The sequence below is a fragment of the Kiloniella sp. genome (assembly GCF_048270245.1).
Classification (GTDB): Bacteria; Pseudomonadota; Alphaproteobacteria; order Kiloniellales; family Kiloniellaceae; genus Kiloniella.
The window spans coordinates 815,292-841,485 of sequence record NZ_JBLWTH010000001.1 but is presented as its reverse complement, the minus strand read 5'-3'; the positions used below and the strand labels follow the sequence as shown (position 1 = coordinate 841,485).

The following is a 26,194-nucleotide window of genomic DNA, read 5'->3' as shown; positions in this document are numbered from 1 at the left end:
ACTATTGACCAAGCTGCCTTCCCATTACACACACATTCTGGCCTTAGCAGTTCCGCTAATTCTATCAAATTTGACAGTCCCCCTACTGGGTGCTGTCGACACCGCTGTTATGGGTCATTTACCAGACCCTGCCTATATCGGCGGCGTGGCCGTAGGGGGAACAATTTTCAGCTTTCTCTTTTGGGGATTTGGCTTTTTGAAAATGGGGACGGTCGGTTTTACATCTCAGGCTTTTGGGGCTCAAAACTTCCCGGAGCAACAGGCGGCCTTTCTACGCCCCATACTACTTGCGTTATTGTTTGGGCTCATTCTCATCGCCTTGCAAACGCCTCTGTTACAGCTGTGCATCACATTGATCGATGGCAGTGAAGCGGTTCAGAATCTGGCCTTTCAATACAGCACGATACGTATATGGAGTGCGCCTATTGCCCTGTCTAACTACGTCATTATTGGCTGGCTTATCGGTAAGGGAGAGCCAAAGTTAACATTTATCCTTCAGGTCATAATAAATTCTGTGAACATTCTGTTGGATTTGTTTTTTGTCGTACAACTTGACTGGGGGGTAGAGGGTGTCGCGCTAGCAACAGTGATCGCAGAAGGTGTCGGCTTCACTGTAGGTTTGTGGATCATTCTAAAGAAGTCCAATTTCTTCACCTACAATGTTGACTGGCAGAATGTTTGGCTTCGTTCTCATATTCTTGCCTTGTTCACCGTAAACCGGGATATCTTTATTCGTACGCTGTGCCTTATATTTGCGTTTGCATATTTCACAAGATTAGGCGCCGGCATGGGGGATGAGATCCTCGCGGCCAATGCAGTGTTAATGCAGTTCCTCTATTTTTCAGCATATGGCTTAGATGGCTTCGCCCATGCTGCTGAAATCACAACCGGGCACGCAAAAGGGCGAAAAGATAACATTGAATTCAGAAACGCAGTTAAGGCCAGCAGCGCCATGGCTTTCCTGACATCCATTCTATTCGTTATCACCTTTTATCTGTTTGGGCCGTTAATTATCGGTTTATTCACCGACATATCAAGCGTCAGATCAACCGCCACAGAGTTCATTTACTGGCCCATACTTATGCCCCTGATAAGCGTGGCAGGATTTCAGTTTGACGGCATTTTTATCGGAACAACACGAACGGTTGCTTTACGTAATGCCATGATACAATCACTGCTCATCTTTCTGATCAGTGCATGGTTTCTGGTACCTATGTGGGGAAATCACGGATTATGGTTGTCGATGATGCTGTATATGGCAACGCGCGGGTTAACCTTATTCAGATATTACCCAGCCCTTGCAAATTCCATTGGGGCAACGTCTGCTAAGGCAAAATCCATGGGGCAAGCAACTTAGTAGGCATAACATTTGTTCAGAAGATACTTTATTATTCACCGTTTTGCGGAAGAGAAACAATAATAGAGAGGCCGCCATCCTGGCGATTTTCGGCCCTGACATAACCTCCAATCGCTTCGACGTTTCTACGGACGATCCAAAGACCAATCCCCATGTGATGAGAGGAACTTCCTCCCTTAATTTGTTCTGTATCACTGCTAGAATCATGTCCTGTTTTTTTCGGTCGATATGAAACATATCTCTCAAAAATACGCTCAATTTCACTGTCGGGGACGCCCGGCCCACGGTCACGCACAGCCAGTTCAGCCGTTTTCTTACCGTTGATCAAATCAACTGTGACCGTCGTACCCCGAGGGGAAACCTCAAGCGCGTTATCGATAATATTCTCAAGTATGGTTTCCAGCATATCTTCGCCGGCAAGCACCGAAATTTCATGATCTATTGAGCTTTGCAAGATAACCCCTTGCTGAGAGAAGCTCACATTATAAGCCTCAAGCATTCGCAGAAGAAGTGCGGAAAGATCAATGTTTTCTCTGGGTGGATTCAGTAGTTCAGCAGAGGTATGTTCAAGGTGTCGCGCAGTGGAAACCAGGTTTTCCAAGCGATCCAGAGCTTCTTCAACAACCTGCAGGGCACGGCGTCCCCTTTTGTTCTCTATTTCTACCGTCTTGTTCAAGGGTTCAAGCGCTTGTCTGATAATCGCCAATGGTGTCTTAAAAGCATGCGCATTGTCTTCGGCCGCACGTCGGATCGAATCAGATGACTCGCGCAAAGTATGGGTCATCCGATCGAATTCATGAGCAACAGGTTCCAGTTCAGGCACCTTGTTGCTCATCATAAAGCTGCTTTTATCGACACTGCCTTCGCGAATTCCACGGGCAAGATCTCTAAAGCGCATCAAATCACGCCAAACGGTAAAAACAAGAATGGTAAGAATAAGCGCCATACCTAAATAAATTGCAGCTGCAATCTGAACTTCCAGTGTCTTCCAATAAGGTTGTCCAATGGAAGAGCCTAGAAAAACCTCTGCCGATTGCGTCGCGATAACCGCCCAACATCCGGCATCGGTCCTAATCGCTGTCATAGAGGTCAATAGCTCTTCGATACCACTGGGCCGTAGGTGCCTTATCGCCATTGGCCGTTCGATCAAACAGCTGGCCGTCAAATTATCAAAGACACCCTGAGCAACCAGTGTCTCTCGTTCTTTACGCAATTCGTCCGCCGAAAGGCGTGGTTCCGAAGCAACAAAAAAGACCCCTTGCACCCCCTCTTCACCAGCAGGACGGAACAAAACTTTTATGCCATTTCCCTTGGTTGCTATACGTTCGATTTCTTCTGGTAAATCCAACAAAATCGAAGGGTCGGCGCTTTCGAGCATAGGCCGTAAACTCTCGGCCATAAGTCGCCCCTGTTCACGTACCGCGGTGAGAACAATGTTTTGGCGATCGAGATCAGCTTGCCGAAACTCTTGATACAAAAGGGCCGGAACAGCAAGAAACACCAAAAGCATGATAACGAATTTTGCGAACAGGGAATGTGCCGCCCGGCTCATCCCAGACCGACGTACTTTCTGTTCGCTTTCGTTTATAATCACGCCTTGGTGTTTCACGATTTAACCTTCGAACCAGTTAAGCCGTACCTGACGGACCATCATTCCGCCAGCGATAACCAAAACCGGGATAGTTTTCAATGTGCTCAAAGCTATCATCAATTTCCCGGAATTTTTTACGTATGCGCTTAATAAAGGAACGGACATTAGCCTTGTAGCCATCCGTGCCGTACCCCGCGACAAAATCTTTACCATGCACCAGATCGTATATCTGACGATAACTTACGTCGTTACCAATTCCCGTTGCCAAGAAACAAACAATCGCAAATTCTGTTAAAGTCAGGTCCAGCTGCTCACCTTTCCAATAGGCCCGCATGATGTCTTCGCGAATTTCAAGATCACCTATACGTGAAGATAGCGGGTTGCCGGAATCCTTTCCTTCTTCCTGAGAGGATGAACTCCCCTTTGTGCCTTCGGCAATTAATCGCAAACGCTGTAAAATGATCGGCAAGCGTCTGGATTTATCGATAAAATCAACCGCGCCCCAACGAAGTGCAGCTTCTTCATAGATTTCATCACTTAACATCGTAAGAAAAATGACTGGATTATTCATTCTTGCTTCACGTAAACGTCTCAAAACGGCTAAACCATCCAATCCAGGCATACGCCAGTCCAGAAGAATGGGATCAAGTGACGGTTCATTTAACAAATAACTAAGAACATCAGCACCATTATCGAAGTCAATAACATTAAAACCCTCTTCAGATAGGTTCAATCCCAGTGATTCCCGGAAAAGATCGTCATCATCAACCAAAATAACGCGCGGACTTGCTGTCTCAACTATTGTCGTCGCTGCCATCATTTTTATCTCCTGCCTTCGCTTCCATTACTTTCGAGTGTGTCACACACATCATAAATTCATTAAATAAATTTCTCTGCCGCTATCAATCTGCCTCATGAATCAGGCACCAGATTGCCAGTACCATCCCTTTTTAATGATCGGGTTTCTTCCATTATCTTCTGAAAACAAGCCTGAACGACAGCATGATCTTCTTCGCTGATTGTACCCGGCTTCAAAGGGGACTTGCTACCAGCCGATTTTCCATCATCGGCTTTGAGCGACGTAACCTTTGATAGTCCATCACCATTAAGACCACTTTCATAGGCCAGTACTCTGTAATCACCAGCCTGATCCAGTTTCGGATAGAAAAAAATCTGTAAACTACAGCTCTCGGTATCATATCCCCAAACACGTGCCGGATAGACGTCCCTTATCCATACCGGTTGCCCCAATTTTTCCCGGACCTGAATAAAAGACATGCCAAGCAGAACGCTAATTTTTGGCGTAACCAATAATGATTTGTCTGAGAGATCTCTATCTGTTTGCAATGCCAACAGATCTTCTGAAGGCACTGGTCTATCCGGTATTTTTTCCGGCTTCCAGTTTGGCTTCGGCACCTCTAATTCGGAAACAGCTTGTGGTTCATGTTTTGCATTACCGCGTGCTGCAATTTGAGGTTCGGCAGGTATCTGTGTATCGCTCGCAGTATTTTTGTTCGCAAAGAACCCGCCTTTTCCTGGAAAATTACTACATCCAGCCAAAAGAAGTGCCGTTACAAAGAAAAATGGATAACGAAGCGAGCCTCCGATCCTGTTCATTCCTAGATGACATCCCAACATAATTGTCTCGTAGCGCGAACGCTGCCTATCCCTTATCGACACAAACCCTCCAAGGCTTGTGTTTATTTTGTGGTCAACGCCTAGGCGACGCCATAATTAACAAAGCCTAAAAAATAAAAGTTGCCCTAAAACAAAGTTATCAACGTTCCTTACTCCACGAAATCTAGCAAATTCTTCCGTAGAATATTGGAATACAGTAAGCTGCCAATATAATCTTAAATAGCAAAAACCCGTAAGACGATCAAAAGACACCCTAACTAAGTAAGTCTTTATAAACCTGCAAAAGTGTCAATTTAAAGGATTCCTCGCCGTATATAACAATTTTTTATAAATGCCCTAGAAGAAAAGCTAACAAAATTAGTCCCCTCAACCATTGCACCAGTTAAAATAAGTCGGTATGTCAGATACTCAATTTGGGAAATAATTACACTAACCCATTTCCGTACGAGCACGACAACTATATGATGCCCTAGTCCGGGATCTATTATCTCAGAAATTAATAAGCAGGAACCGAATGAAAATCTGCCAAATTTGCGCTGTCGATTTCTCGCTTTACCACATGCTTCTTCCTCTTATGAAGGGAATGCGAGATGCAGGTCACGAAGTTGTCGGCGTCTGCAGCGATGGCCCATTGGTTGAAAAAATTCGCGCGGAAGGCTTTAGGGTCGAAACCATAGAAATTGAGCGATCGCTCAATTTGCTCTCACACACAAAATCATTCAATAATCTGACTCGTTTTTTCAAGAACGAAAACTTTGATCTGGTTCACACACACACACCGGTAGCATCCCTCATAGCTCGCTTTGCAGCCCGCGCAGCTAGTGTTCCTCAAATAGTCTATACCGCGCACGGTTTTTATTTTCATGAAAACATGCCAACGATGAAAAAAAATATCTTCATTGGGCTGGAATGGTTGGCTGGCCGTTTTACCGACACATTGTTTACACAAGCTCAGGAAGATGCAGAAACAGCCAAGAAGCACAAGCTGTGTAAGAATGGAACAATTGTCGCCATTGGCAATGGTATCGATGTAAACAAGTTTTACCCCGCGTCCCCAAAATCATACAGAAAAGCCCTTAGAATAGAACTTGGTGCCAGGGATGAAGAGACTGTTATCCTGATGGTTGGCCGGTTGGTCCGGGAAAAAGGTTATGTTGAACTGATCGAGGCAATGAAAAAAGTCAACGCAACTCTCTGGATTGTCGGTGACCGACTTGAAAGTGACCATGCCAGCGACATTGACGATGCCATAGCTCAGGCCAAATCAGATGAGAAATTAAAAAAACGCATTCGGTTTTTAGGCTACCGGGATGACGTGAACCAAATCATGCGTGCTGCGGATATTTTTACCCTTCCATCTCACCGAGAAGGTATGCCCAGATCAATCATCGAAGCAATGATGACAGGTCTTCCCGTGGTTGCTACTAATATCCGTGGATCGCGGGAAGAAGTTAACGATGGGAAAACAGGCATTCTGGTCCCGGTAAATGAACCGGGAAAATTATCCGATGCGCTCTGCAAGCTTGTGAACAGCCCCAAATTGCGCGAAACAATGGGGTCAGCCAGCAGAGAACGTGCATTAGCACTGTATGACGAGCAAAAGATAATAGAAACCCAGCTTAAGACATTAAACCTGAGTTAGGGCATCGTGCATGACAACACTCCGCACAAAAATAGCTATGGGTATATATTCTTCTGTTGCGACGGTTATGACACCGCTTGTCAAATATCATCTGGCAAAGCGCATAACCCGCGGTAAAGAGCATCCGACACGCTACACAGAAAAACTTGGCCACGCCTCTTTGGCGAAACCTAAAGAAAAGTTGATGTGGATACACGGGGCATCGGTAGGAGAGTCTCTGTCGATGTTACCCCTACTCGAAACTTTTCACAAACTACAGCCCGATTTGAAGTTTCTTGTTACAACAGGAACAGCCACATCTGCGCGACTGATGGAAGAACGGCTTCCAGCATACGCGATGCATCAGTTTGTGCCCCTTGACCTACCGCTTGCTATTGAACGGTTTTTAAAAACCTGGCGTCCGGATATTGCCTTAATTATTGAATCAGAACTATGGCCCAATATGATTTTTCGAACGAAATCTCATGGTATCCCCCTGATTCTTCTTAATGGTAGAATGTCACAAAAATCAGCTAAATCATGGACAAGAGCATCATTTTTTATTCGGGATCTTCTCAAACAATTTGACCTGATTCTGGCTCAATCCTCTACAGACGCACGGCGGTTTTCAGAATTAGGAGCTCCCCACGTCAAGAAACAAAGTAACTTAAAGTTTGCAGCAGCCCCTCTGACATACAATCAAGATCATTTTGAAGAGCTATCTTCATCCATAGGCGCGCGTCCGGTTTGGTTCGCAAGCTCGACACATCGGGGCGAAGAAGCGTTTCTTGCAGAGGCTCACGAAAAACTTAAATCAAAATTCCCCAATCTTCTATGCATTATTGCCCCTCGGCACCCGGAACGAGGCCCCGAAATTCTCAATGAATTTCAAGGAAAAGACCTGACCGTTAGCCTCAGAAGTGAAGGCACAGACATAATAGAAGACACCTCAATATATCTGGCTGACACTTTGGGGGAACTCGGCCTTTTTTATGCACTATCGCCTGTTGTTATTATCGGCGGCTCTCTATTACGTAAAGGAGGACAAAACCTCTTAGAACCTGCGAGGCAAAACTGCGCGATTATCTGTGGACCAGAGATGCAAAATTTTGAAGAAATTTGCAATGAGATGGTTGATAATCATGCCGTCGTTAAGCTATCAGAGCCAGAAGATATCACCGAACAGCTAGAAGTGCTTTTAAGTGATAAGTCTTTCCAACAGAGGCTGGCACAAAAAGCAGCCGCATATGTAAAAGACCGCGGGCAGGAAATTAATGCCGTAGCTGGTGAGATCCTACAGAAGCTTCCGAGCTAGTCGATAATCTCAATTAACAGATAAAGCCCCTATACAATCTGATCCAGTTCACGAGACAGATGTACTAACTCTTCCAACGTCGGTGGCGCCATGTACCGCTCAAATATAGGGAGTGCTGTCACGGCATCTTTCTGCAGCACTTTATTGACGGCCTGCCTGCTCATCAATACAGCGGTACAACCTGCTTTCTTTGCAAAGAGAAAAGTATTCGCATCTATATCATTTGTCCCCCCAAAAGGAGCTGCAAATGAAAATGTACAAAAATACTCTCTTTCTCTAAGCCACGTTTGGCACGATCTGATTTCTTCGCATTGTTGTTCTGGCGGTAAAGAAGATAAAACGTAATGAGAAGCGCTGTGGTTTCCATAGCAAACCAAAGCATTGTCGATCAGCTTTGATTCGTCAGCGATTACTTTTGTAAGCGAGCTCAAGGTCCCATCCAGCTGCTTCGCAGCAAAAAAAACATCCAACGCCTGATCGACACGCTTACTACTTAATCTTGGCTTTTTACTATCTTTGTAAAATCGTTCTGCTCTTATTTGTTTCGCCCATTTTTCCTTTCCGAAAAAGGTTAAAAAATCTTCTTCAAGTTGGTGCGACAGAATAAAGCGTACCTTATCCCGCCAAAAAATACGGCCCTCGACAAGATTACTATTGAGGAAAACCGTGCATGGTAATTTTTCTTCAATCAACCATGGTATCGCGTTGCTAAATAAATCGGCATAGGCATCATCAAAGGTAATTGTTGCCAGGCCACGCCTGTCTTGCGCGTTAACAAAGTCATCTAAAGAAACAATTTCAAACTGATTACGCAGCCACTTTATCTGTCGCCTGAACTCATCTGGACAGACATTATGCAACCTGCTCTCCAGCCCCGTCGGAATACTTTCAAAAACACCGTGATATAAGAGGATGTGGCCCCCCTGATATTTAGCCGACAATTATTTTTTCCTACTTAGGCGTTCCGAATAAAACGTGACACGATCAAAGCTTCAAGAAAAACAAACGTATTCACCCTCACTCGCTATAAGCAATGACCTCTACTCGACGATCTTCATCTGCTTTATCACCAGTCCCCCACAAAGAAAAACTTCCATAGGCTTCACCGCGGAAAACCGTTTCAATTCTTTTCTTGGCGATGCCTTTTTTTATCAGGTAATTCTTGGCGCTCTGCGCGCGTTTAAGAGAGAGCTTTTTGTTCGCTTCGGGATCGCCCTGTTTATCTGCCTGACCAATCGCGCAGATTTTTAGTGAAGGATGACCATCAACAACATCAAAAAGATCATCTATCTTTTTTTGCGCCTCCTTCGAAAGGCCCGATTGACCAACCTCAAAATAAATAACTTTTTTCGCTAACGGACTTTGGTCAACAGGTCTTGAACAATCAACTTGGCTAGACAATGCAGGAGAAAGGCTTATTCCCCACATAAGCATTCCCAGTGTAAGATACTTAGCAATAGTTTTAATCACAAAAAGTCCCCTTCCCTTCTCAATTGCCCGAACAATCCTACAGCACAGCAAGCCAGAAAACCATATCAAGCAACATCACGGGTCTGTCCCGACAATAAGAAGTCTTCATAAGCCCGTCGAATAACACCCTCATCAGAACCCGGCTTAAATGCATTTTGGCTTAAGCTCCGTCGCCAAGCCCGCGCACCTGGCAACCCATTAAAAAGCCCGAGGACATGCCGCGTTATTGATTTTACAGGCACTCCTTCGGCCACCTGCACGGCAGCATAATTGCAGAGTTCATCGACAATTTCACCACGCTCTTTGATCCTAGTTTCACCATAAAATTTCTGATCAACTCCTGCTAGAATATAAGGATTTTGATAGGCTTCTCGACCAATCATCACGCCATCAACTTTTCCCAAATGGTCCTCAATCTGATCAAGTGTTTGCACACCACCATTAAGGATGATCTCCAGATCCGGGAAGTCCTGTTTAACCCGATACACCACATCATACCTCAAGGGCGGAATTTCCCTGTTTTGTTTCGGGCTCAATCCTTCTAGCCACGCTTTACGTGCATGAACAATCAGTGTTTTACAGCCTGCATCTTTCACTTTAGATACAAGCTCGTGTAAAAACTCATATGAATCCTGATCATCAATGCCGATACGTGTTTTTACCGTTGCAGATAATCCGGATGCTGTCATGGCAGAAACGCATTCTGCAACCAAATCTGGCTCTGCCATCAAGCACGCACCAAATCGCCCTTTCTGGACACGATCACTTGGGCATCCGACATTAAGATTGACCTCATCGTACCCAAATTCTGCCGCTCTCAAAGCACACGTTCTGATCGCTTCAGGGTCACTGCCGCCAAGTTGCAACGCTATCGGATGTTCTTTTTCATCAAACTGCAAAAACCGTTCAGGATCTTTACCATGGAGCAAGGCGCCGGTTGTCACCATTTCCGTATAAAGAACTGTATGCTGCGAAATCATACGCAAAAAAGACCGTTCATGTCGATCGGTCCAGTCCAGCATCGGGGCAACGCATACTTTCCTGTTCAACATCTTCTTTTCCATCAACTTAGTGCTAACTCCATCCAGCATATACGACAAAGATACCCAAACAGCATTCCAAAAGTTTTTTTAACAGCTATCGCACAAACATTAAACCATAGTTGGTGGTAAAGCATCTGCAGGAAAGCCCCTATCCACCATAAACAACCAGTATTAAGGCTGAACACAAACTAAAGCCTCCCATTAATTAGCCTCCTCCCTTAATCAGAAAGGGACCAATAAAAGACGAGTTACTTTCGCACAGAATCAGACCACTAAGCACCACAAAAACCTTTTTTTTCACAGTCCAATTCTCTAGATATGACAAACTATTAGCAAATAACCCACATAAAATAACCAATAGTCACTTTTATCCCACTTTTATCTTGTCCAAAATAACATTCCATTTTATGATCTCGACCATAAGTCAAAAATGACACAAACACCTTACTAACGATGCGTTCTAAACCACGCACTTAATTGAAAGAGGAAGCCCACAATGATCAAGGCCATCACCTTTGACCTATGGGATACAATCGTTGATGACGATTCAGACGAACCCAAACGCGCCGCCCAGGGGTTAAGAAGCAAAAAAGAAGAACGTCGCCACATTGTATGGAAAGCCCTGAACGAAGTCGAACCCATCGAGATGGATGCAGTGACACTTGCATACGATGTCGCTGATGCTTCTTTCAATGTTGTCTGGAAAGAACTCTTTATAAACTGGACCGTCGAACAGCGCATTCGCGCTATTTTAAATGGTCTGGGTCGCAGCCTTCCAAAAGATCTTTTCGATCGCGTTGTCAAAGAGACAGGCGATATGGAGGTCAACATTCCCCCAAATGCAATCGACGGCGTTAAGGCGGCTTTAGCCGATCTATCAAGCCGTTATAAACTCTGTATTGTTTCCGATGCCATTGTCACACCGGGAACAGGTCTTCGACAAATTCTCGACGATTATGACCTTAAACAGTACTTCAGCGGCTTTGCCTTTTCTGATGAAGTCGGTCATTCCAAACCGCACCGTAGCATGTTTGATACTGCCGCAGAGCAGCTCGGCGTGAAGGTCGAAGAGATGTTGCATATAGGTGACCGAGACCACAACGACATCAAAGGCCCGCATGCATTGGGAATGAAAGCCATACTATTCACCGCAACCCGCGATGCCGACAAAGCTCACACGACAGCCGACGCTATTGTCGACAGCTACGCAGATTTACCAGCTGCAATTGATGCTCTCGCGGATGCCAACAAATAATAACTAAATAATACCTCTATCAAACCGGAGAAAGACGACATGTCTAAAAATCCACGTTTCCTCGTCGTCGATGGCTATGCCAAAGAAGGGCGTGATGGCCTAAAAGAAGGCGGCGCGTCCACAGCGGGCGATCTTTACGTCAAGATGCTGAAAACGCAAAGCCCAGACGCGGAGTGTGACATCGTTTACCCCGCCGATCCGGGGGCAACCCTTCCTATGGGCGCAGGTCTAGAGCAATACGACGGCATTGCCTGGACAGGGTCAAGCTTGACCGTTCACTCTGATGATCCCAAAGTTGTACCGCAGATTGAATTTGCAAAAGCTGCCTATGAAGCACAAGTCCCAAGTTTTGGTAGCTGCTGGGCAGCACAAATCTCTGTCGTCGCCGCGGGTGGTGCCTGCGCAGTTAATCCCAAAGACAGGGAAATGGGTTTTGCGCGTAAAATCTCCCTAACACCCGAAGGCCGTGCTCATCCCCTTTTCGAGGGCAAAAAATCTGTCTTTGATGCTTTTATTAGTCATGATGACGAAATCACTCACCTCCCTCCCAATGGTCAGATATTGGCTTCTAACGATTGGACATCAGTTCAAGCCGTATCCGTAACCCATAAGGGCGGTGTATTCTGGTCCGTTCAATACCACCCGGAATATGACCTTCATGAAATGGCGCGACTTTGTTATTGCCGTAAACAAAAGCTGGTAGATAAAGGCTTCTTCACAAACATTGATGATGCCCAGAATTTTGTGGACATGCTCGAAGCACTTCATCAAGATCCCAGCAGAAAAGATCTGTGGTGGTTGCTTGGTATTGATCATGACATCATGAACGCCGATATTCGCCAGGCCGAAGTTAAGAACTGGATTGAACGCCTCGTCATTCCAACGATGGCCCGCAGACGCTAACCGCTGCAGACGATTCACCCAATCAGGTCTGTGGCTCGCAACGAGAAACAGACCTGATTTATGATTACACACAAAGAAAAACCTACATCCGCCCCTCGCGCATGGCAGCGTATGTTGAGCGGACGAAGACTAGACCTCCTCGACCCATCCCCCCTCGACATAGAAATAGAAGACATCGCGCTTGGCCTATCACGTGAAGTCCGCTGGAATGGGCAAACAACTGGCGAATGGGGCTATACCATTGCCGAACACTCCCTTTTAGTCGAAGAAATTGTCACTCTGCTTAAGCCGGATACGAAACCCGAGATTCGCTTGGCGGCCCTCCTTCACGACGCACCGGAATACGTCATCGGCGACTTGATTACCCCTTTTAAATATGCAATTGGCAGTGGCTACAAAGATCTGGAAAACAGATTGATGCAAGCAATTCACGTCCGCTTTGGACTGCCCGCCAATTTACCAGACACAATCAACAAGCTGATTAAACGCGCAGACCGTATGGCAGCATACCTAGAAGCTACACAGCTGGCTGGATTTAGCGACAAAGAAGCCAGCAAGATATTTGGTAAACCTAGGGCAATGCCAAATATCCGCATCACTGGCATCCCTCCGCAAGAAGCGAAAGAGAGCTTTTTAAAACGGTTTGAAAAGCTCAGCCAACCACCAGCTTAGTTTTTATTAAATCCAACCGATACTAAACGGCGCTGTACTAGCTTCCAGAGCGCGTACCCTGTCAAAACAATCGCAATTGAATAGATCATAACTAGTGGAACATTGTACCTTGGGATACTAACAGAAACGAATGCATTAAATCCGACCATAAAGAAAAACGGGAATGCAAAAAATAATACTGGCGCTGTACCAGCTATTTTTTTCAGCTGTATAAACCCTGGTATCAAAGCAAATACGCCAATCAAACCAAAGTACTTTGCCACCCACATTCCTCGTAACGAGAGTGAAAATGTTACCATAATATGTTTCACAATATCAGGTAGAATGTAACCATTAAGCAGAAGACTAATACGCTCTTTTTCCGTGGCAGCTTGCCTATAAATCTCTGCTCTCATAACCGAATTACCATATTTGTAATACCCTTCCGGATGACCAAAACCTAGTTTCTGGTATAGTTCCACAGGGAATAAACTTCTGCTTAGCGAATCACCAAAATCGGGCAACCAGTAGATAAAACTGACAGCATATTCAGCCCAGCTCATCATGTTATACGCTACTCTTTCCGAAAGGATATGCGGGCCATACCCTGCACTCACCCCGAAAACGCCGTAATAAGAGTAGTTACGAAGCATCCAAGGAAGGACAAACAAAATAAATGGCAGCAAAAAAGCACCTGTCTTAAACACAGCCTCTTTTAGCCCTTCTTTTTTGATTAGAAGCCAATAAAGAGGGATACCCAGAATAAGAAAATACACCAAGTACAGATATGATGGACGTGTTAAGACAGCAATAGAGAGTCCGGTTCCCATAAACAGAAAAACACATAAATTATCTTTAACCTTAAGGGCATAGGCCAAACATACCGCAAAACTTATAAAACCAAAAAAAGCCCACGATTCTGTAATTAACCAGGTTGAGTATTCTGACATACGTCCAGCAAACAAAACCAACATCATTGCAGCCAAAGACAACCAGAATCGTTTTGTTAAGAAAAGACAAGCGAGATAACAAAAATATACGACTACTGCGATCAAAACAGTCTGCACGGCATAAACAGAAGTCAGCCCGGAAACGTCACACCCCCCTTTGCGATCACTATAACAACGGATTGCCTTATTGACCTCGGGATCAACTGACATCATTAAGCTAAGAAAACCCGGATATAACGGAGCAACGATTATACCATCTCTTTTGTTTTCAAGGGGAACAAGTGAAAAGCTTGTTGCCCGATCAGCATAACTCAAAGCGTCAAAAACGGGTTCCTGATACCCAACTTTAATTGCCTGGATAGTAAGAATTAAAAGGCAAAATATGAACGGAAATAAATATAAATTTGTTTTTTTAATCACAAAAATAATTTACCCTCAGTAAGAATTTTAGTTATTAAGATCAATATCAATTCTACGTTTAAGCCGCTTGCTCAAAGGTGTCTTTGGCTCATTTGTAATATCAAAATTAAGAGCTGATAGTACAAGCTGTAAACCGACAACCATGGGTAAAGCCGCAAGCATCACCTGTCCTGGAGTTGCTTGTTGTCCTTCAAATGCAGACAGATACCAATGCCAAACACCAAACACAGCACCGTAACAAATAAGCATTGGTCCTAAGATAAACTCTAATGATGCCAGACTAAAATCTCTGAGAAAATAACTATAAACCAGCCTTTTAAATGCATTTCGAATGTGCCCACCTAAAAATGGTAAAATAATTTTTCTGATTTTCAAGTTTGAAATCTCATCCCCATATTTAGCTTCCATAGGAATGTCTTGAACAACTGCTCGTATTAAATTCAAACGAAATAGCATGTCGCTTTCAAAAAAATAACTGGATGCAACCTTGGATGTATCCAAAAGCTGAAACACTGAAAGATTAATTGCTAAAAACCCGTTCGTTGGATCCATTATTCGCCAATAACCCGACGAAAATTTATTTACAAATCCGAGAACAGCATTCCCGAAAAGGCGAATTTTCGGCATTGCGACAAGACTGCGACTGTCCCAGAAACGGTTGCCTTTTGTATAATCCGCGTCCCCCGAAAGAAGAGGATCAATGAATCTTGAAATCAGACTTGGGTCCATTTGACCATCACCGTCAACTTTGACCGCAATATCATGTCCAGCTTTTTGCGCAGCATCAAAACCAGTGATCATTGCACCACCAACCCCCTGATTTGTAAGGTGCCTTAAGACAGTGACACGGGTATCTTGAATATTAGATTCAATAAAATCCCCCGATTTTTCAGGACACGCATCATCAACGCAAATAATTGCATCAACAAAGCTAGGAATAGAATCAAGCACGCCTTTTATATGAGATTTGACCTGATAACAGGGTATCACCACAACAATCGATTTTTCTTTCTGCACATCTCTCATTCTTCAGCTGCTTAGATCTCTTTCACAGAAATAATAACAATCCCCGCTATAATAAAAACGGTTCCAACGACATTCTGCCAACCCAGACTTTCCTTGAAAAGGATTGATGCGGCAACAGGAACAATAACGAAGGCCAAAGCAGTGAATGGATAGGCAAAATTGAGAGGAACTGTTTTCAGGATCCATACCCATACAAGCGTCGCAATGCCATATAGAACAACCCCTATAATCAACCAAGGATTTACTAAACCTAAAACTCCTTCGTTCCAATTTATTTCTAATGAAGCCTTTTTAAAAAGAAGCTGGCCAGAGGACATCACCAAAGTAAAAAGTAGTAAAATCAAGATTTTCATAAAAGAGTGTTTCTCTAAATAGCCAAAGAAGCCGATACAAAAATTTAGAACTCGACGATCTCAGTTCTATATATGTTAATGTACACAATAACAATATGAAGCAAATAGAGATCGCTCCACTGCTTTACCAAATATTAACCTTAAATATCCTAGACAAAATATTACTCTTTATAGATAGTTTGGTGCAAATAATCTCTCTCCAGCCTTAAAACATAGAGTATCAGTTTTGAATTTCGCTCCAGTTGGATCTTCTTTAGACCTTATAAACCAATATAGTAAACTGTTCGGGATGTGTTTTAACAACGCCCCCCATCTGACAAACTCTGAAAAAGCGGCAAAGTATCTTCTCTGGCTCTACCACAACAACCCTGAAGGTAAAGCTGTCGGCTTTGACGCGTGGGATAAAGACATTCTAGCCGCTCACTACTCAACAATTCCAGTTCGTTGGTCTTTTGCAGGAACAATTCGGAAAGGGCTACTTTCACTTAATACGGCAACACACCCTGATTATCGTGGTAAGGGACTTTTCACCAAACTGGCAGACAAGACATATCAAACAGCAGCAGAACTTGGTTACGAATTTGTTATCGGCGTTGCAAACAGCAACTCTACCCCAGGCTTTCTAAAAAAACTTGATTTCACTCTTGTCTCCTCGCTAGAAGCTCGGGTCGGTGTTGGCACCTTCCCTCAAAAAACCCGCCATACGCTAAATAGTTCTGGATCACTGATAAAACATTACTGGACTCAAAAATCTTTTTCCTGGCGTTTATCCAACCCTAATAACCCAGCGCGCATCACAAAAAAAACTAATCCTTTTTCACAAGTAGAAGCCTGTACTGATAAATCTGTCATTAAAGCTTTCACCGAGATCTACTTAGATGAAAATACTGAAGCGACAACAAGTTCGCATAGCATGGGCCTACGCTTAATGCTTGGCGTTATTCCCGAAGAAGCTTCTTGGGGAAATTACTTTCCCATTCCGGATCGGTTAAAACCCTCTCCGCTGAATTTAATTTTTCGCAACCTGCAAGGTCACAATTTAGAGATCGACAAAAGGCATCTTTATTTTAATTTTCTGGATTTTGACGCCTACTAAATAGGATTTTGTAGCGATGTCGCACGTATTTTTATTCTCACATCAAGACGATGAATTTGGTGTATTCAAAGTAATTGACGATCTGGTCAGCTCAAAACACGATGTTCACATCGTTTACCTAACAACGGGTACCCTTGATGGTTCAATATCTATACGAAGAAACACGGAAAGCATTGATGTTTTATCTAAGCTTGGGATAAAAAAAAAACAGATTCACTTTATTGGCTGTGAAAACGAACTCTGCGATGGAAAGCTATATCAGAACCTCCATATAGCAGAGAAAAATCTTGATACGCTTTTCAACCTTATTGGCCCGCCAAGTACACTTTATATCCATGCATGGGAAGGCGGACACCAAGATCACGATGCGGCCCATATTCTTGGACTGGCCATGGCACAAAAACATGCCTGTCTAGAACAAACCTTCCAATTTTCCCTTTATAACGGCTATACTCTACCTTGGGTTTTATATAATGTGCTTAAGCCTATTCCGGAAAATGGTCCCGTTCAAAGAACACAAATATCCTGGACTGACCGAATGCGATTTATCACTTATTGCTGTCGCTATCCATCACAGTTGAAAACCTGGATTGGCTTGCTACCCTTTACACTTATCAATTATTTACTCGATGGTCATCAAAAGCTACAGCTATGCGATATTAATCGCATACAACATCCCCCTCACACAGGAGTACTTCTATACCAAGCAAGAAAAGTATTGAATTATAAGAATTTCAACGAAGGTGTCTCTACATTTTCACAACAACACTTCAAGAATTGATAATCCGTCACCTACGAAAACTCTCAGCAACCTCATGAAAAGCTTTTACAATTCTGAGTTCTTTTCGGCGCTTCAGAGTTAAGAGATATTCCGTTGTCTCCAGATCCGCATCATTAACCTCTAAGATATGAACCCTTTGGTCTCGTGGTAATTCATGGGAAGATACTATCCCAATGCCTAAACCAGCGGCAACAGCTTCGAACAGGCTTTCCCGACTTGCAATTTCCATAATAGGTTTAATATCAAGCGATTTTGTCCGACAGGCTTTTTCAAAAACCTGTCGGGTTATTGATTGAGGTTCGCGCCAAATCATTTTTTCCGCACTTAGTTCAGAAATTTTGATCTGTTTTTTCCCGGATTGTACCCAAGGGTGTGTATGGCAACAGAAAACAACCACACGATGCCGATAGAAAGGTATTGCTTCAACCAACGGATTTTCTTCCCACCCCGTCTGTAAAGCAATATCAACTTTTTCGGCCAAGAGATCCGCCGTTACTTTTTGCGAATTTCCAATATTCAAACCGATATGTACTTCCGGGTATCTCTCCTGAAAGGCAGCAATAATTGGCACGATGAAATATGGACTTCCCGCAGCTATCCGACATGTACCGCGACGCAGTTCCTTTGTCGCATCCAAAAGCTCTGCTGCCTCACTTTCAAGTGCAAAGATTTGAGCTGAGATTTTTAAGAGATCCTCGCCAACTTCGGTCAAGGTCACGCCGCGGCTGTTTCGTCGGAAAAGGCTAAGTTCGTATCTCTCCTCTAACGCCCTGATATGCGCTGTTACCGCTGGCTGGCTTATGGATAGATGTTCTGCAGCCTTCGTCAAACTTCCTTCGCGCGCGACAACGTTAAAGGCCCTTAACTGAGATAAGTTCATCACACACTCATAATTTTTTATTATACCTAGGATAAAAATATACAATTAGATTTATGTCTTTATATATTTCATAGTTAAGAACAAATCAACAAAACCTGTGAAGGCCTTAGCCCTATGAACAGTCATATCTCATCCTCCGATAAAACGCCCCAAGGGGCCGAGGGTGACGTTAATCACTCTCCACGTCGTAAAGTCTGGCATGACAAAAATATTGATAAGGAAGCACAGGAACTCCTTCGCAGAGATGAGAAGGTTTTTCTTCATCAATCCGTTTCCACGCCTTGTCTCTCGGTCATCAAAAAAGCAGAAGGTATTTGGATCGAAGACAACCGCGGACATCGATTCATGGATTTTCATGGCAACAACGTGCATCATATTGGCTATGGTCATCCCCGTTTAAAACAAGCGATTAAACAACAACTGGACGATCTCCCCTTTGCACCGCGACGCTTCACCTGTGATCCCGCAGTAGAGCTTGCCGAAAAGCTAACCGATCTCGCCCCCGGTGACTTAAACAAGGTTCTCTTCGCAACCGGGGGATCAGATGCCATCGAAATTGCTCTTGCCTATGCCCGAGCCAAAACAGGACGCTTCAAAACTATTTCTTTTTGGGACTCATTCCACGGGGCAGGATTTGGGGCCCGATCTATCGGCGGCGAAGAAATGTTCCGCTCAGGTCCTATAGGCCCTCTCTTACCCGGAACAGAACACGTGCCACCGTTCGGTGATTATCGCAACGCCTGGGGTGTAACAGAAGGTTCTGCGGAACTCTGCGCCAATACCATTCGTTACGTTCTGGAAAAGGAAGGGGATGTTGCCGCCGTCATTGCCGAGCCAACTCGCGCTGTACCTTATGTTGCGCCACCAGGATTTTGGAAGAAAGTTCGCGAAGCCTGTAACGAATTTGGCGCGCTTCTGATTTTTGATGAAATTCCAACAGGGCTAGGTAAAACCGGGAAGATGTTCTCGTGCGAATACGATGATGTCATTCCTGATATTCTGGTCGTTGGCAAAAGTCTTGGCGGCGGCATTCTTCCTATCGCCGCAACCATTTGCCGCCCAGAACTGGATATTGCAGATCGCTATGCCTATGGGCATTACACACACGAAAAAAACCCTGTCACGACCCGGGCTGCACTAACGACATTACAAATCATTGAAGACGAAGGCTTGGTTGAAAATGCCGCAAAGGTTGGCGCTTATGCACTTGAACGCCTGCAGGAAATGCAACAACGTCATCCGCTAATCGGCGATGTTAGAGGACGTGGGTGTTTATTCGGCGCGGAGCTTGTGACAGACAGAGACACGAGAGAACCAGCCAATGACGCAGCCGATATGGTTTTATATGCAGCTCTAGATAAAGGCCTTAGCTTCAAAACCACCATGGGGAATGTTCTGACCTTCACCCCTTCTCTGGTCACAACGCAACAAGAAATGGAAAACGCCATGGATATCATTGATGCCTGTCTTGCAGAAGTCGAGATAAAGCTGGGATATCGATGAACGCTCTCTTCTAACGAGATTATTGCCACTTCTGGATTAACGTATTGCGGAGAAATATGATCACTCCTATTCTGCACCCATGACAAATATAACTTTCAGACAGGCACAAGAAGATGATCTTCCGGTAATCATCTCCATGCTGGCAGATGACGACCTCGGCTCAACACGCGAAGATGCTTCTCTGCCTGTGAATCAAAAATATCGAGCAGCCTTCGAAGCCATTGATAAAGATCAGAACCAGTACCTTGCCGTGGTTGAACAGGCAAATGAGATTATCGGCTGCCTCCAACTAACCTTCATCCCCGGCCTTTCTCGCCTTGGCATGTGGCGAGGACAGATAGAAAGTGTCCGCATTGCTTCCGGTCATCGAGGCTCTGGCCTTGGTCGGCAAATGTTTGAATGGGCCATCACTGAGTGTCGAAAGCGTGGTTGCGAACTCGTCCAGCTAACAACAGACAAGGCACGCCCTGATGCTCTTAAGTTTTATGAAAAGTTAGGTTTCAAATCCAGCCACGAGGGCATGAAACTAAACCTAGACTGATCCTTTTTTTTCGATTACCAGAACTCTTGCAGCACCAACGGGATGAGCAACGTGCTCGTCCCCTTCTCCGGCATAAAATATATTCCCTGTTTCGATCACCTGCTCCAGTTCTTGCCCTGCTTCTTTATATAACATTCGGACCTTACCATCCAAAACAACAAAAACTTCATCCCCATCGTTCTGATGCCACTTATAAGGTTTATCCGTCCAGTGAAGCCGGACGGTTGCACCTTCAATCTGTGCAATATCCATCGCATCCCAAGCTGCATCTCCGGTAAATTTGGCTATCTCTATAAACTTCATTTTGCATCTCATCGCTCTGCAGTTAATTTTCTATCGATGCTAAGGTCTTGTCCAAAACGATGATATAGGCATGATGTACAGTTGAACCTGTTATTTTAACTATATCATTCTTAGCAATATGCCCCGATCTCTCGACCACAAAGATCTGAAATTATTAACCTTGCTACGAAACAATGCGCGCGCTTCAATTAAAGAGCTGGCTGCAGGTGTCGAACTATCCCGTACCGCCTTGATAGAACGGATCAAGCGTTTGGAAAGGGATGGTGATATTGAGGGGTACACCCTAAAGAAGGTGCAAAAAGAACAACCTTTGACATTTTTCCTACTGGTTAAGACCCATCAGCCCTCATGTGAACTTATTGCGCCCCGCGTGAAAGCGATTCACGAGATAACGGCCTGCCATTCCCTTGGCGGGAATATCGATATGATTATTGAGTTATCAACGGATACCCTACAGCGGGCGAATGAGATAAGAGAAGAAATATCCAGTTACACCGAAGTCGCTCAAATAACAACATCGACGCTTTTGAAAACACATTTTGAAAAGTAGAAGGCCACCATAATTGGTGACCTTTTATAACTTCGTCTTAAAAACAGTTCTTACACTACCCGCGAATTGCCTGTTCCAAATCTTCTTTCAAATCATCCGCATCTTCAAGGCCGACCGAAATTCTCAAGAAGCCCTGCGTAATACCAACAGCCAAACGTTCTTCTTCACTCAAGCGTTGATGCGTCGTCGAGGAAGGGTGGGTAATCAAAGTCTTGGAATCGCCAAGGTTATTTGAAATATCCGCAACACGAAGACGGTTTAGAACTTTAAAGGCAGCTTCTTTACCTCCCTCTAATTCAAGACCAATCAGCGTACTTCCCTTGCCAGACATCTGTGCCATAGCAAGATCATATTGTGGATGCGATTTCAGACCGGGATAAATCACCTTTTTCAGACCCGGCAGCCCTTCCATATGGTGTGCCAGCGCCAAGGCATTCTCGCTCATCCGGTCAACGCGCAGGGCAAGCGTCTCAAGCCCCTTAACCATCGTCCAGGCGTTAAAGGGGCTCATGGACGGACCTGTATGGCGTAGAAAATCCTTAAGATGATCAGTGTCAAATTCCTGGGAACAAAGAATAGCACCGCCCATGCAACGCCCCTGTCCATCGATATGTTTGGTTGTTGAATAGACAACAATATCTGCGCCAAATTCCAACGGCTTTTGCAACATCGGTGTCGCAAAAACATTATCGACAATCACCAATGCACCTGCTGCATGCGCCATATCACAAACGGCTTTTAGATCAATAATATCTAGCGCAGGATTTGACGGTGTTTCTAACAAAACAGCTTTGGCACCTTTGGCAAGGGCTGTTTCCCAAGCTTTCAAGTCGGTTCCATCCACGACTTCGGTCTCGACACCATACCGAGGCAGAAGCTCGTTCAGGATAAACAGGCAAGAACCAAAGAGCGCTTTGGCACCGACAACGCGATCCCCTGCCTTCACTTGACAGAGAAGAGCTGCATTCACCGCAGCCATACCACTTGCTGTTCCACGACAGACTTCAGCGCCCTCAAGCAAACGCATACGTTCTTCAAACATGGAAAGTGTTGGATTCGCGTACCGAGAATAGACATAACGTTCGCGATCCCCGTTAAAGGCTTCTTCTGCCTCTTCAGCAGAGCTGTAAACGTAACCAGAATTCAAATACAGCGCCTCACTCGTTTCATCAAAGCCGCTACGCATGAGCCCGCCGCGCACCAGTTCTGTCTGGGGGCGAAGCTTTTGTGCTGAAGCATTTGATTTGCTGTTCGTCATCTTTCCTAATCCATTTACTTTATTATGCCCTGAGGGATATTTCTCCGAAAGGAACACTTTTAATTACGGTTAATTTTGTTTCCAGGGAATACCTGCGGCTTTCCAGCCCGCTACTTTTCCCCGATGGCCGCTTTCGTCCACAGGCCCTTCAAAGCCATGCAAAATGTTGAAACAGTATTTATAACCGAGTGACGTTAACGCGATCGCAGCTGAAACGGACCGCACTCCTGACCGACACAGTATATAAAGGGACTGTTCTTCATGTATTCCCAACTGCTTTATCGTCGTCACAAAATCAGGATTGACCTGCATCTGTGGATAAACCTGCCAAGGAAGAAGCTGCGCATCTTTTCCCAAAGATGAAAGATCAGGCACACCGACGAACTGGAACTCCGGGACAGTCCGGACATCAAGCAAAACAGCATTCAGGTCCTTTTCCAAGGCATCCCAAGCTTGCTCTACCGAGACATCACCTGCGTATTGTTGCTCCATTCCGATCTCCATTTGTGCCAGACAATTGGTTAATGGCGCTTATTAATATTGAGAATTAGGGATTTTAAAACCTTTTTCATCAAATACTTTATTCAAATACTTTTGAAATAGGATTCAGGCATGTCTGATTTAGAAGAACTTCGCACCCGGGTAGAAGCAGCAGAAGAACATTTTGGTCTTATAGCTGATCAACAAAAAGGTTATAGCCAACGCTTGATTGCCCTGCTCAATATTACCGAGCAAAAGGATCAGACCATCGGCAAACTCGAATATGAAAACGAGCAACTACGCACGATGCTGTTCTCTCTTTTGCAATCTATCGAAAAGGGGGACACGACAAATACCTTGCAGGACATGGATGTACGCATCTCAGCAATGACGAGCGAAACTGTTGAAATTGAAAACAAATCGGCGGATGACGACCTTTCTCTTCCCGCACCTGAGGCAGAGGTCACAGATGAAGAAGAAACCTTCAACCTAGAGGAAGATGCGCAAGAACTCGACAGTTCAGCCTCAGCAGAAAACGGCGAAGAAAGTGATCTCGACGAGATTGAAGAACTTGTCACAGATCTTGAATCTGATGATGACAATAATGCCATGGCTAACGACGAAACCGATCTAGCGGCGGGTGATTTGAGCGATAACTCTGAGGATGAAGCAGACGACATTTCTATGGAAGATGTCTCCGAATCCGACGATGCCCTCGATTCTCTTGAATCAGGCTCAGAGGACGAAGCTGCATCAGAAGAAATGGCCGATGCAACAGAAGACGACATTATCGCTGAAATAGCAGACAATTTGGAAGAAGTACTTCCTACTGAAGACAACAGTGCTGAAGAAGAAATCATGGATGCCACTGGCATGGATGACACAGATATCGAGGATTCTGGGATGGAGACCTCTGACACAGGCGACGTCGATACCCCCTTAGAAGGGTTGGAAGATCCCCTCGAAGATCAAATCCTGTCTCAGGAAAGTACCACAAACGAAAGTGCAACGGCCGTAGAAGATCCCGATGATATGTTGACAGCTGACGCAACCGAGACTCTTCAAGACGCTAAAATCAGTACAGAAGACATCCCTTTGAGCGAAGACACCGATATTGACAGTTTCCTAGATGAAAACGCTGATGAAGAAGAGAAACCAGGCACCCCTGAAATCGAAGATATAATGGAGCGCATTTCAAAACAGGCACTTTCACAGGGCGAATAAAAAGGGGAAATTTATCTATAAAATTCCGATTTTATTTTCCCAAGAAATGACCTTACTTTAATGCCCGTCAAAACATCTTTCTTATTCGAAAAGCATCCTTGCCCGTGATTTCGGACTATTTAAAATTATACCTCCCCCCGATTCTGCTCGTCACAGGAGCTATCTATCTGGTGGCCTATCCGCAAAGCTATCCCGCACCGATAGATCTGCTGCTCGCTATTGCACCAACAACCTTGTCGACTTTGGGGGCAGGGCTTTGCCTTTGGTTCAGAAAAATCAATCCTGTTTTTTGCTTCGCCATTGCTGTTGGCCTTTCCTATTTCAGCGGAGAAATGTCTGAGACACAGTATTCAGCCGCATTTATTTTGATCCCCCTTGTTTGGATGGGGCTAGCGATTAGTGAAGAACGCGGGATTTTAACCCCTTCGGGTTTCACAAAAGGATTATCACTCTTCGCCGCAGCAGGGATGATTGCGACACTTGGTTATCCAGCCAATGATCTGGGCATCTTTTCCAACCTGTGGATTGATTTGAACTACGCCATGCAATGGCGTCCCACTTGGGGCCTTTGGATGCCTCTACCTGCTCTGGCCTTTGGCGCATTCAGTCTCGCTGCTATGGTTTTGACCGTTCGTCTGATCATCTACCAAAGACCAATGGATGCAGGTTATCTTGGGGGGCTCATCGCACTATTGGGCGCCGCCCTTCGATTTGGAGATTTTCCCGCAACTCCCATATTTATAACCCTCACATCTCTTCTACTTATTCTCAGCCTTTTCCAGGAATCACATCGCATGGCTTTTCTGGACGAGTTGACCCGTATTCCAGCCCGGCGGGCATTGCTCGCAGACATGAAAAAACTGGGACGTCGCTATACGCTGGCGATGGTCGATATAGATTTCTTTAAAAAATTTAATGATACTTACGGGCATGATGTGGGCGATCAGGTTTTACGCATGGTCTCTTCCCGTCTCAATCAGACGGGCGGTGGATGCCGTGCCTACCGATACGGAGGCGAAGAATTTACCTTACTTTTCCCAGGAAAAACCGTTGACGAAGCTTTCGACTATTTGGAAGAAGTCAGGGAACGTATTCAAGGAACTGTTTTTGTTATCAGGGGATCAGATCGACCCGCGAAAAAACCATCAAAATCAAAGAAGAGTAACAGTAATAAAAAAGTTAAAGTCACGGTATCCATTGGTGTGTCAGAACGAACTGAAAAACACGAAGACCCGATGGATGTCATGAAGAAAGCGGACCGTGCCCTTTACAAAGCAAAAGATAAGGGCAGAAACTGTGTGATCGACATGTAAATGCCCTCCCCAAAAAAAAGAAGCTCTGATTTCATAAGAGATACAGAGCTTCTTTGTTATTTACCTCACCAGTGCTTAATAGCGAATACTGGGCTTATTCCTGCCCGCCCCCCAAAAGAAGCGCATCATTATCATCAATTGGAACCCCAGGAATATTTTTGGAAGTCCTGATGACCTGAATGGTCTGTACTGTCGCCACATGAGGCGCAGCCGTCAGCTTTTCTGTTAATTCGTTTTCATGACTGGTATTGCGGGCAACCAGCTTTAAAACAAAATCATTAGAGCCACGGGTCATGCTGCTTTCGCGCACTTCCGGCCACTCATTCATAAAGCTTTCAAATTCAGTCAACACCTGCTCGGACTGACCGGAAAGGCCAACAAGGGCGTAGAAGGTCACTTCATAGCCCAAGGCTTCGGCCTCTAGCTCGGCGTGATACCCCTTGATAAAACCAGCTTCTTCCAAAGCCCTTACCCGTCGAAGACAAGGGGGCGCAGAAATACCTGCCCTGCGGGCGAGTTCGACGTTCGTAACACGTCCATCTTCCTGAAGATCCTGAAGTATACGAAGATCTATACGATCTAACTTTACGCGGCGCATGCAAACGTCCTGTACAGTGTTTCCGGTAACACCCTAAGCCTTCATGCCGTCACATGATAAACAATTAGAGCGAA

27 protein-coding genes are annotated in these 26,194 nt (G+C 44.8%); 13 read left to right on the top strand and 14 right to left on the bottom strand.

What is annotated here, in order from left to right; all coding sequences use genetic code 11:
• Positions 1 to 4: 4 nt before the first annotated feature.
• Positions 5 to 1,357 carry an MATE family efflux transporter gene (locus ACN0W5_RS03975; RefSeq protein WP_417452924.1) on the top strand — a complete coding sequence of 451 codons (1,353 nt, stop codon included), beginning with the start codon at positions 5 to 7 and terminating at the stop codon, positions 1,355 to 1,357.
• A 31-nt stretch (positions 1,358 to 1,388) separates the two neighbouring features.
• On the opposite strand, the gene ACN0W5_RS03970 is transcribed toward ACN0W5_RS03975, so the two are convergent.
• The 3 genes from ACN0W5_RS03970 to ACN0W5_RS03960 form a co-directional block, all read right to left on the bottom strand.
• The gene (locus ACN0W5_RS03970) at positions 1,389 to 2,966 is read right to left on the bottom strand and encodes a sensor histidine kinase (RefSeq protein ID WP_417452923.1); all 1,578 of its coding nucleotides are present in this window, start codon (positions 2,964 to 2,966) and stop codon (positions 1,389 to 1,391) included.
• Between the two features lie 19 nt (positions 2,967 to 2,985).
• On the bottom strand, positions 2,986 to 3,768 hold the full coding sequence (locus tag ACN0W5_RS03965) for a response regulator transcription factor (RefSeq protein ID WP_299373438.1): 783 nt from the start codon (positions 3,766 to 3,768) through the stop codon (positions 2,986 to 2,988).
• 92 nt (positions 3,769 to 3,860) lie between these two features.
• Complete coding sequence (locus ACN0W5_RS03960) at positions 3,861 to 4,565, bottom strand: hypothetical protein (RefSeq protein ID WP_417452922.1); 705 nt, start codon at positions 4,563 to 4,565, stop codon at positions 3,861 to 3,863.
• A gap of 535 nt (positions 4,566 to 5,100) precedes the next feature.
• Here ACN0W5_RS03960 and ACN0W5_RS03955 point away from each other — a divergent pair.
• A complete protein-coding gene (locus ACN0W5_RS03955; protein WP_417452921.1) occupies positions 5,101 to 6,228 on the top strand; it encodes a glycosyltransferase family 4 protein in 1,128 nt (375 codons plus the stop codon).
• Between the two features lie 10 nt (positions 6,229 to 6,238).
• On the top strand, positions 6,239 to 7,522 hold the full coding sequence (locus tag ACN0W5_RS03950) for a 3-deoxy-D-manno-octulosonic acid transferase (RefSeq protein ID WP_417452920.1): 1,284 nt from the start codon (positions 6,239 to 6,241) through the stop codon (positions 7,520 to 7,522).
• A gap of 29 nt (positions 7,523 to 7,551) precedes the next feature.
• On the opposite strand, the gene ACN0W5_RS03945 is transcribed toward ACN0W5_RS03950, so the two are convergent.
• The 3 genes from ACN0W5_RS03945 to dusA form a co-directional block, all read right to left on the bottom strand.
• Positions 7,552 to 8,463 carry a polysaccharide deacetylase family protein gene (locus tag ACN0W5_RS03945; protein WP_417452919.1) on the bottom strand — a complete coding sequence of 304 codons (912 nt, stop codon included), beginning with the start codon at positions 8,461 to 8,463 and terminating at the stop codon, positions 7,552 to 7,554.
• Positions 8,464 to 8,539: 76 nt separating this feature from the next.
• On the bottom strand, positions 8,540 to 8,992 hold the full coding sequence (locus ACN0W5_RS03940; protein ID WP_417452918.1) for an OmpA family protein: 453 nt from the start codon (positions 8,990 to 8,992) through the stop codon (positions 8,540 to 8,542).
• Positions 8,993 to 9,057: 65 nt separating this feature from the next.
• Entirely contained in the window at positions 9,058 to 10,044 is a 987-nt protein-coding gene (gene dusA, locus ACN0W5_RS03935; protein ID WP_417452917.1) for a tRNA dihydrouridine(20/20a) synthase DusA, read from the bottom strand.
• A gap of 487 nt (positions 10,045 to 10,531) precedes the next feature.
• Between dusA and ACN0W5_RS03930 the strand changes: the two genes are divergently transcribed.
• From ACN0W5_RS03930 to ACN0W5_RS03920, 3 genes are read left to right on the top strand one after another with little or no spacing between them, the layout of a single operon-like run.
• On the top strand, positions 10,532 to 11,290 hold the full coding sequence (locus tag ACN0W5_RS03930; protein ID WP_417452916.1) for an HAD family hydrolase: 759 nt from the start codon (positions 10,532 to 10,534) through the stop codon (positions 11,288 to 11,290).
• Positions 11,291 to 11,329: 39 nt separating this feature from the next.
• Positions 11,330 to 12,193 (top strand): type 1 glutamine amidotransferase, encoded by an 864-nt coding sequence (locus ACN0W5_RS03925; protein ID WP_417452915.1) that lies wholly within the window; start codon positions 11,330 to 11,332, stop codon positions 12,191 to 12,193.
• A gap of 60 nt (positions 12,194 to 12,253) precedes the next feature.
• Positions 12,254 to 12,865 carry a YfbR-like 5'-deoxynucleotidase gene (locus tag ACN0W5_RS03920; RefSeq protein WP_417452914.1) on the top strand — a complete coding sequence of 204 codons (612 nt, stop codon included), beginning with the start codon at positions 12,254 to 12,256 and terminating at the stop codon, positions 12,863 to 12,865.
• On the opposite strand, the gene ACN0W5_RS03915 is transcribed toward ACN0W5_RS03920, so the two are convergent.
• From ACN0W5_RS03915 to ACN0W5_RS03905, 3 genes are read right to left on the bottom strand one after another with little or no spacing between them, the layout of a single operon-like run.
• Positions 12,862 to 14,214: a hypothetical protein gene (locus tag ACN0W5_RS03915; RefSeq protein WP_417452913.1), complete on the bottom strand. Its 1,353-nt coding sequence runs from the start codon at positions 14,212 to 14,214 to the stop codon at positions 12,862 to 12,864. The genes ACN0W5_RS03920 and ACN0W5_RS03915 overlap by 4 nt on opposite strands.
• Positions 14,215 to 14,241: 27 nt before the next feature.
• On the bottom strand, positions 14,242 to 15,240 hold the full coding sequence (locus ACN0W5_RS03910) for a glycosyltransferase family 2 protein (protein ID WP_417452912.1): 999 nt from the start codon (positions 15,238 to 15,240) through the stop codon (positions 14,242 to 14,244).
• A gap of 11 nt (positions 15,241 to 15,251) precedes the next feature.
• Positions 15,252 to 15,593 carry an EamA family transporter gene (locus ACN0W5_RS03905; protein WP_417452911.1) on the bottom strand — a complete coding sequence of 114 codons (342 nt, stop codon included), beginning with the start codon at positions 15,591 to 15,593 and terminating at the stop codon, positions 15,252 to 15,254.
• 226 nt (positions 15,594 to 15,819) lie between these two features.
• On the opposite strand from ACN0W5_RS03905, the gene ACN0W5_RS03900 reads away from it, so the two are divergent.
• Complete coding sequence (locus ACN0W5_RS03900) at positions 15,820 to 16,689, top strand: GNAT family N-acetyltransferase (RefSeq protein WP_417452910.1); 870 nt, start codon at positions 15,820 to 15,822, stop codon at positions 16,687 to 16,689.
• Between the two features lie 16 nt (positions 16,690 to 16,705).
• The gene (locus tag ACN0W5_RS03895) at positions 16,706 to 17,470 is read left to right on the top strand and encodes a PIG-L deacetylase family protein (RefSeq protein ID WP_417452909.1); all 765 of its coding nucleotides are present in this window, start codon (positions 16,706 to 16,708) and stop codon (positions 17,468 to 17,470) included.
• A 7-nt stretch (positions 17,471 to 17,477) separates the two neighbouring features.
• Here the strand turns inward: ACN0W5_RS03895 and ACN0W5_RS03890 are convergent, their stop codons facing one another.
• On the bottom strand, positions 17,478 to 18,350 hold the full coding sequence (locus ACN0W5_RS03890; protein ID WP_417452908.1) for a LysR substrate-binding domain-containing protein: 873 nt from the start codon (positions 18,348 to 18,350) through the stop codon (positions 17,478 to 17,480).
• A gap of 114 nt (positions 18,351 to 18,464) precedes the next feature.
• On the opposite strand from ACN0W5_RS03890, the gene ACN0W5_RS03885 reads away from it, so the two are divergent.
• A complete protein-coding gene (locus tag ACN0W5_RS03885; protein WP_417452907.1) occupies positions 18,465 to 19,853 on the top strand; it encodes an aspartate aminotransferase family protein in 1,389 nt (462 codons plus the stop codon).
• Between the two features lie 79 nt (positions 19,854 to 19,932).
• On the top strand, positions 19,933 to 20,394 hold the full coding sequence (locus ACN0W5_RS03880; RefSeq protein WP_417452906.1) for a GNAT family N-acetyltransferase: 462 nt from the start codon (positions 19,933 to 19,935) through the stop codon (positions 20,392 to 20,394).
• On the opposite strand, the gene ACN0W5_RS03875 is transcribed toward ACN0W5_RS03880, so the two are convergent.
• Positions 20,386 to 20,697 (bottom strand): hypothetical protein, encoded by a 312-nt coding sequence (locus ACN0W5_RS03875; RefSeq protein ID WP_417452905.1) that lies wholly within the window; start codon positions 20,695 to 20,697, stop codon positions 20,386 to 20,388. The genes ACN0W5_RS03880 and ACN0W5_RS03875 overlap by 9 nt on opposite strands.
• Positions 20,698 to 20,815: 118 nt before the next feature.
• Here ACN0W5_RS03875 and ACN0W5_RS03870 point away from each other — a divergent pair, with 118 nt between their 5' ends.
• Positions 20,816 to 21,247: an Lrp/AsnC family transcriptional regulator gene (locus ACN0W5_RS03870; RefSeq protein WP_417452904.1), complete on the top strand. Its 432-nt coding sequence runs from the start codon at positions 20,816 to 20,818 to the stop codon at positions 21,245 to 21,247.
• 55 nt (positions 21,248 to 21,302) lie between these two features.
• Here ACN0W5_RS03870 and metZ read toward each other — a convergent pair whose 3' ends face one another.
• Both metZ and ACN0W5_RS03860 read right to left on the bottom strand, forming a co-directional pair.
• On the bottom strand, positions 21,303 to 22,505 hold the full coding sequence (gene metZ / locus ACN0W5_RS03865; RefSeq protein ID WP_417452903.1) for an O-succinylhomoserine sulfhydrylase: 1,203 nt from the start codon (positions 22,503 to 22,505) through the stop codon (positions 21,303 to 21,305).
• Positions 22,506 to 22,574: 69 nt separating this feature from the next.
• On the bottom strand, positions 22,575 to 22,997 hold the full coding sequence (locus ACN0W5_RS03860; RefSeq protein ID WP_417452902.1) for a rhodanese-like domain-containing protein: 423 nt from the start codon (positions 22,995 to 22,997) through the stop codon (positions 22,575 to 22,577).
• A gap of 120 nt (positions 22,998 to 23,117) precedes the next feature.
• On the opposite strand from ACN0W5_RS03860, the gene ACN0W5_RS03855 reads away from it, so the two are divergent.
• Positions 23,118 to 24,209 (top strand): hypothetical protein, encoded by a 1,092-nt coding sequence (locus tag ACN0W5_RS03855; protein WP_417452901.1) that lies wholly within the window; start codon positions 23,118 to 23,120, stop codon positions 24,207 to 24,209.
• 170 nt (positions 24,210 to 24,379) lie between these two features.
• Positions 24,380 to 25,522, top strand: coding sequence for a diguanylate cyclase (locus ACN0W5_RS03850; RefSeq protein ID WP_417452900.1), 1,143 nt, complete (start codon positions 24,380 to 24,382; stop codon positions 25,520 to 25,522).
• A gap of 94 nt (positions 25,523 to 25,616) precedes the next feature.
• On the opposite strand, the gene ACN0W5_RS03845 is transcribed toward ACN0W5_RS03850, so the two are convergent.
• A complete protein-coding gene (locus ACN0W5_RS03845; protein WP_299378576.1) occupies positions 25,617 to 26,120 on the bottom strand; it encodes an Lrp/AsnC family transcriptional regulator in 504 nt (167 codons plus the stop codon).
• Between the last annotated feature and the right edge of the window lie 74 nt (positions 26,121 to 26,194).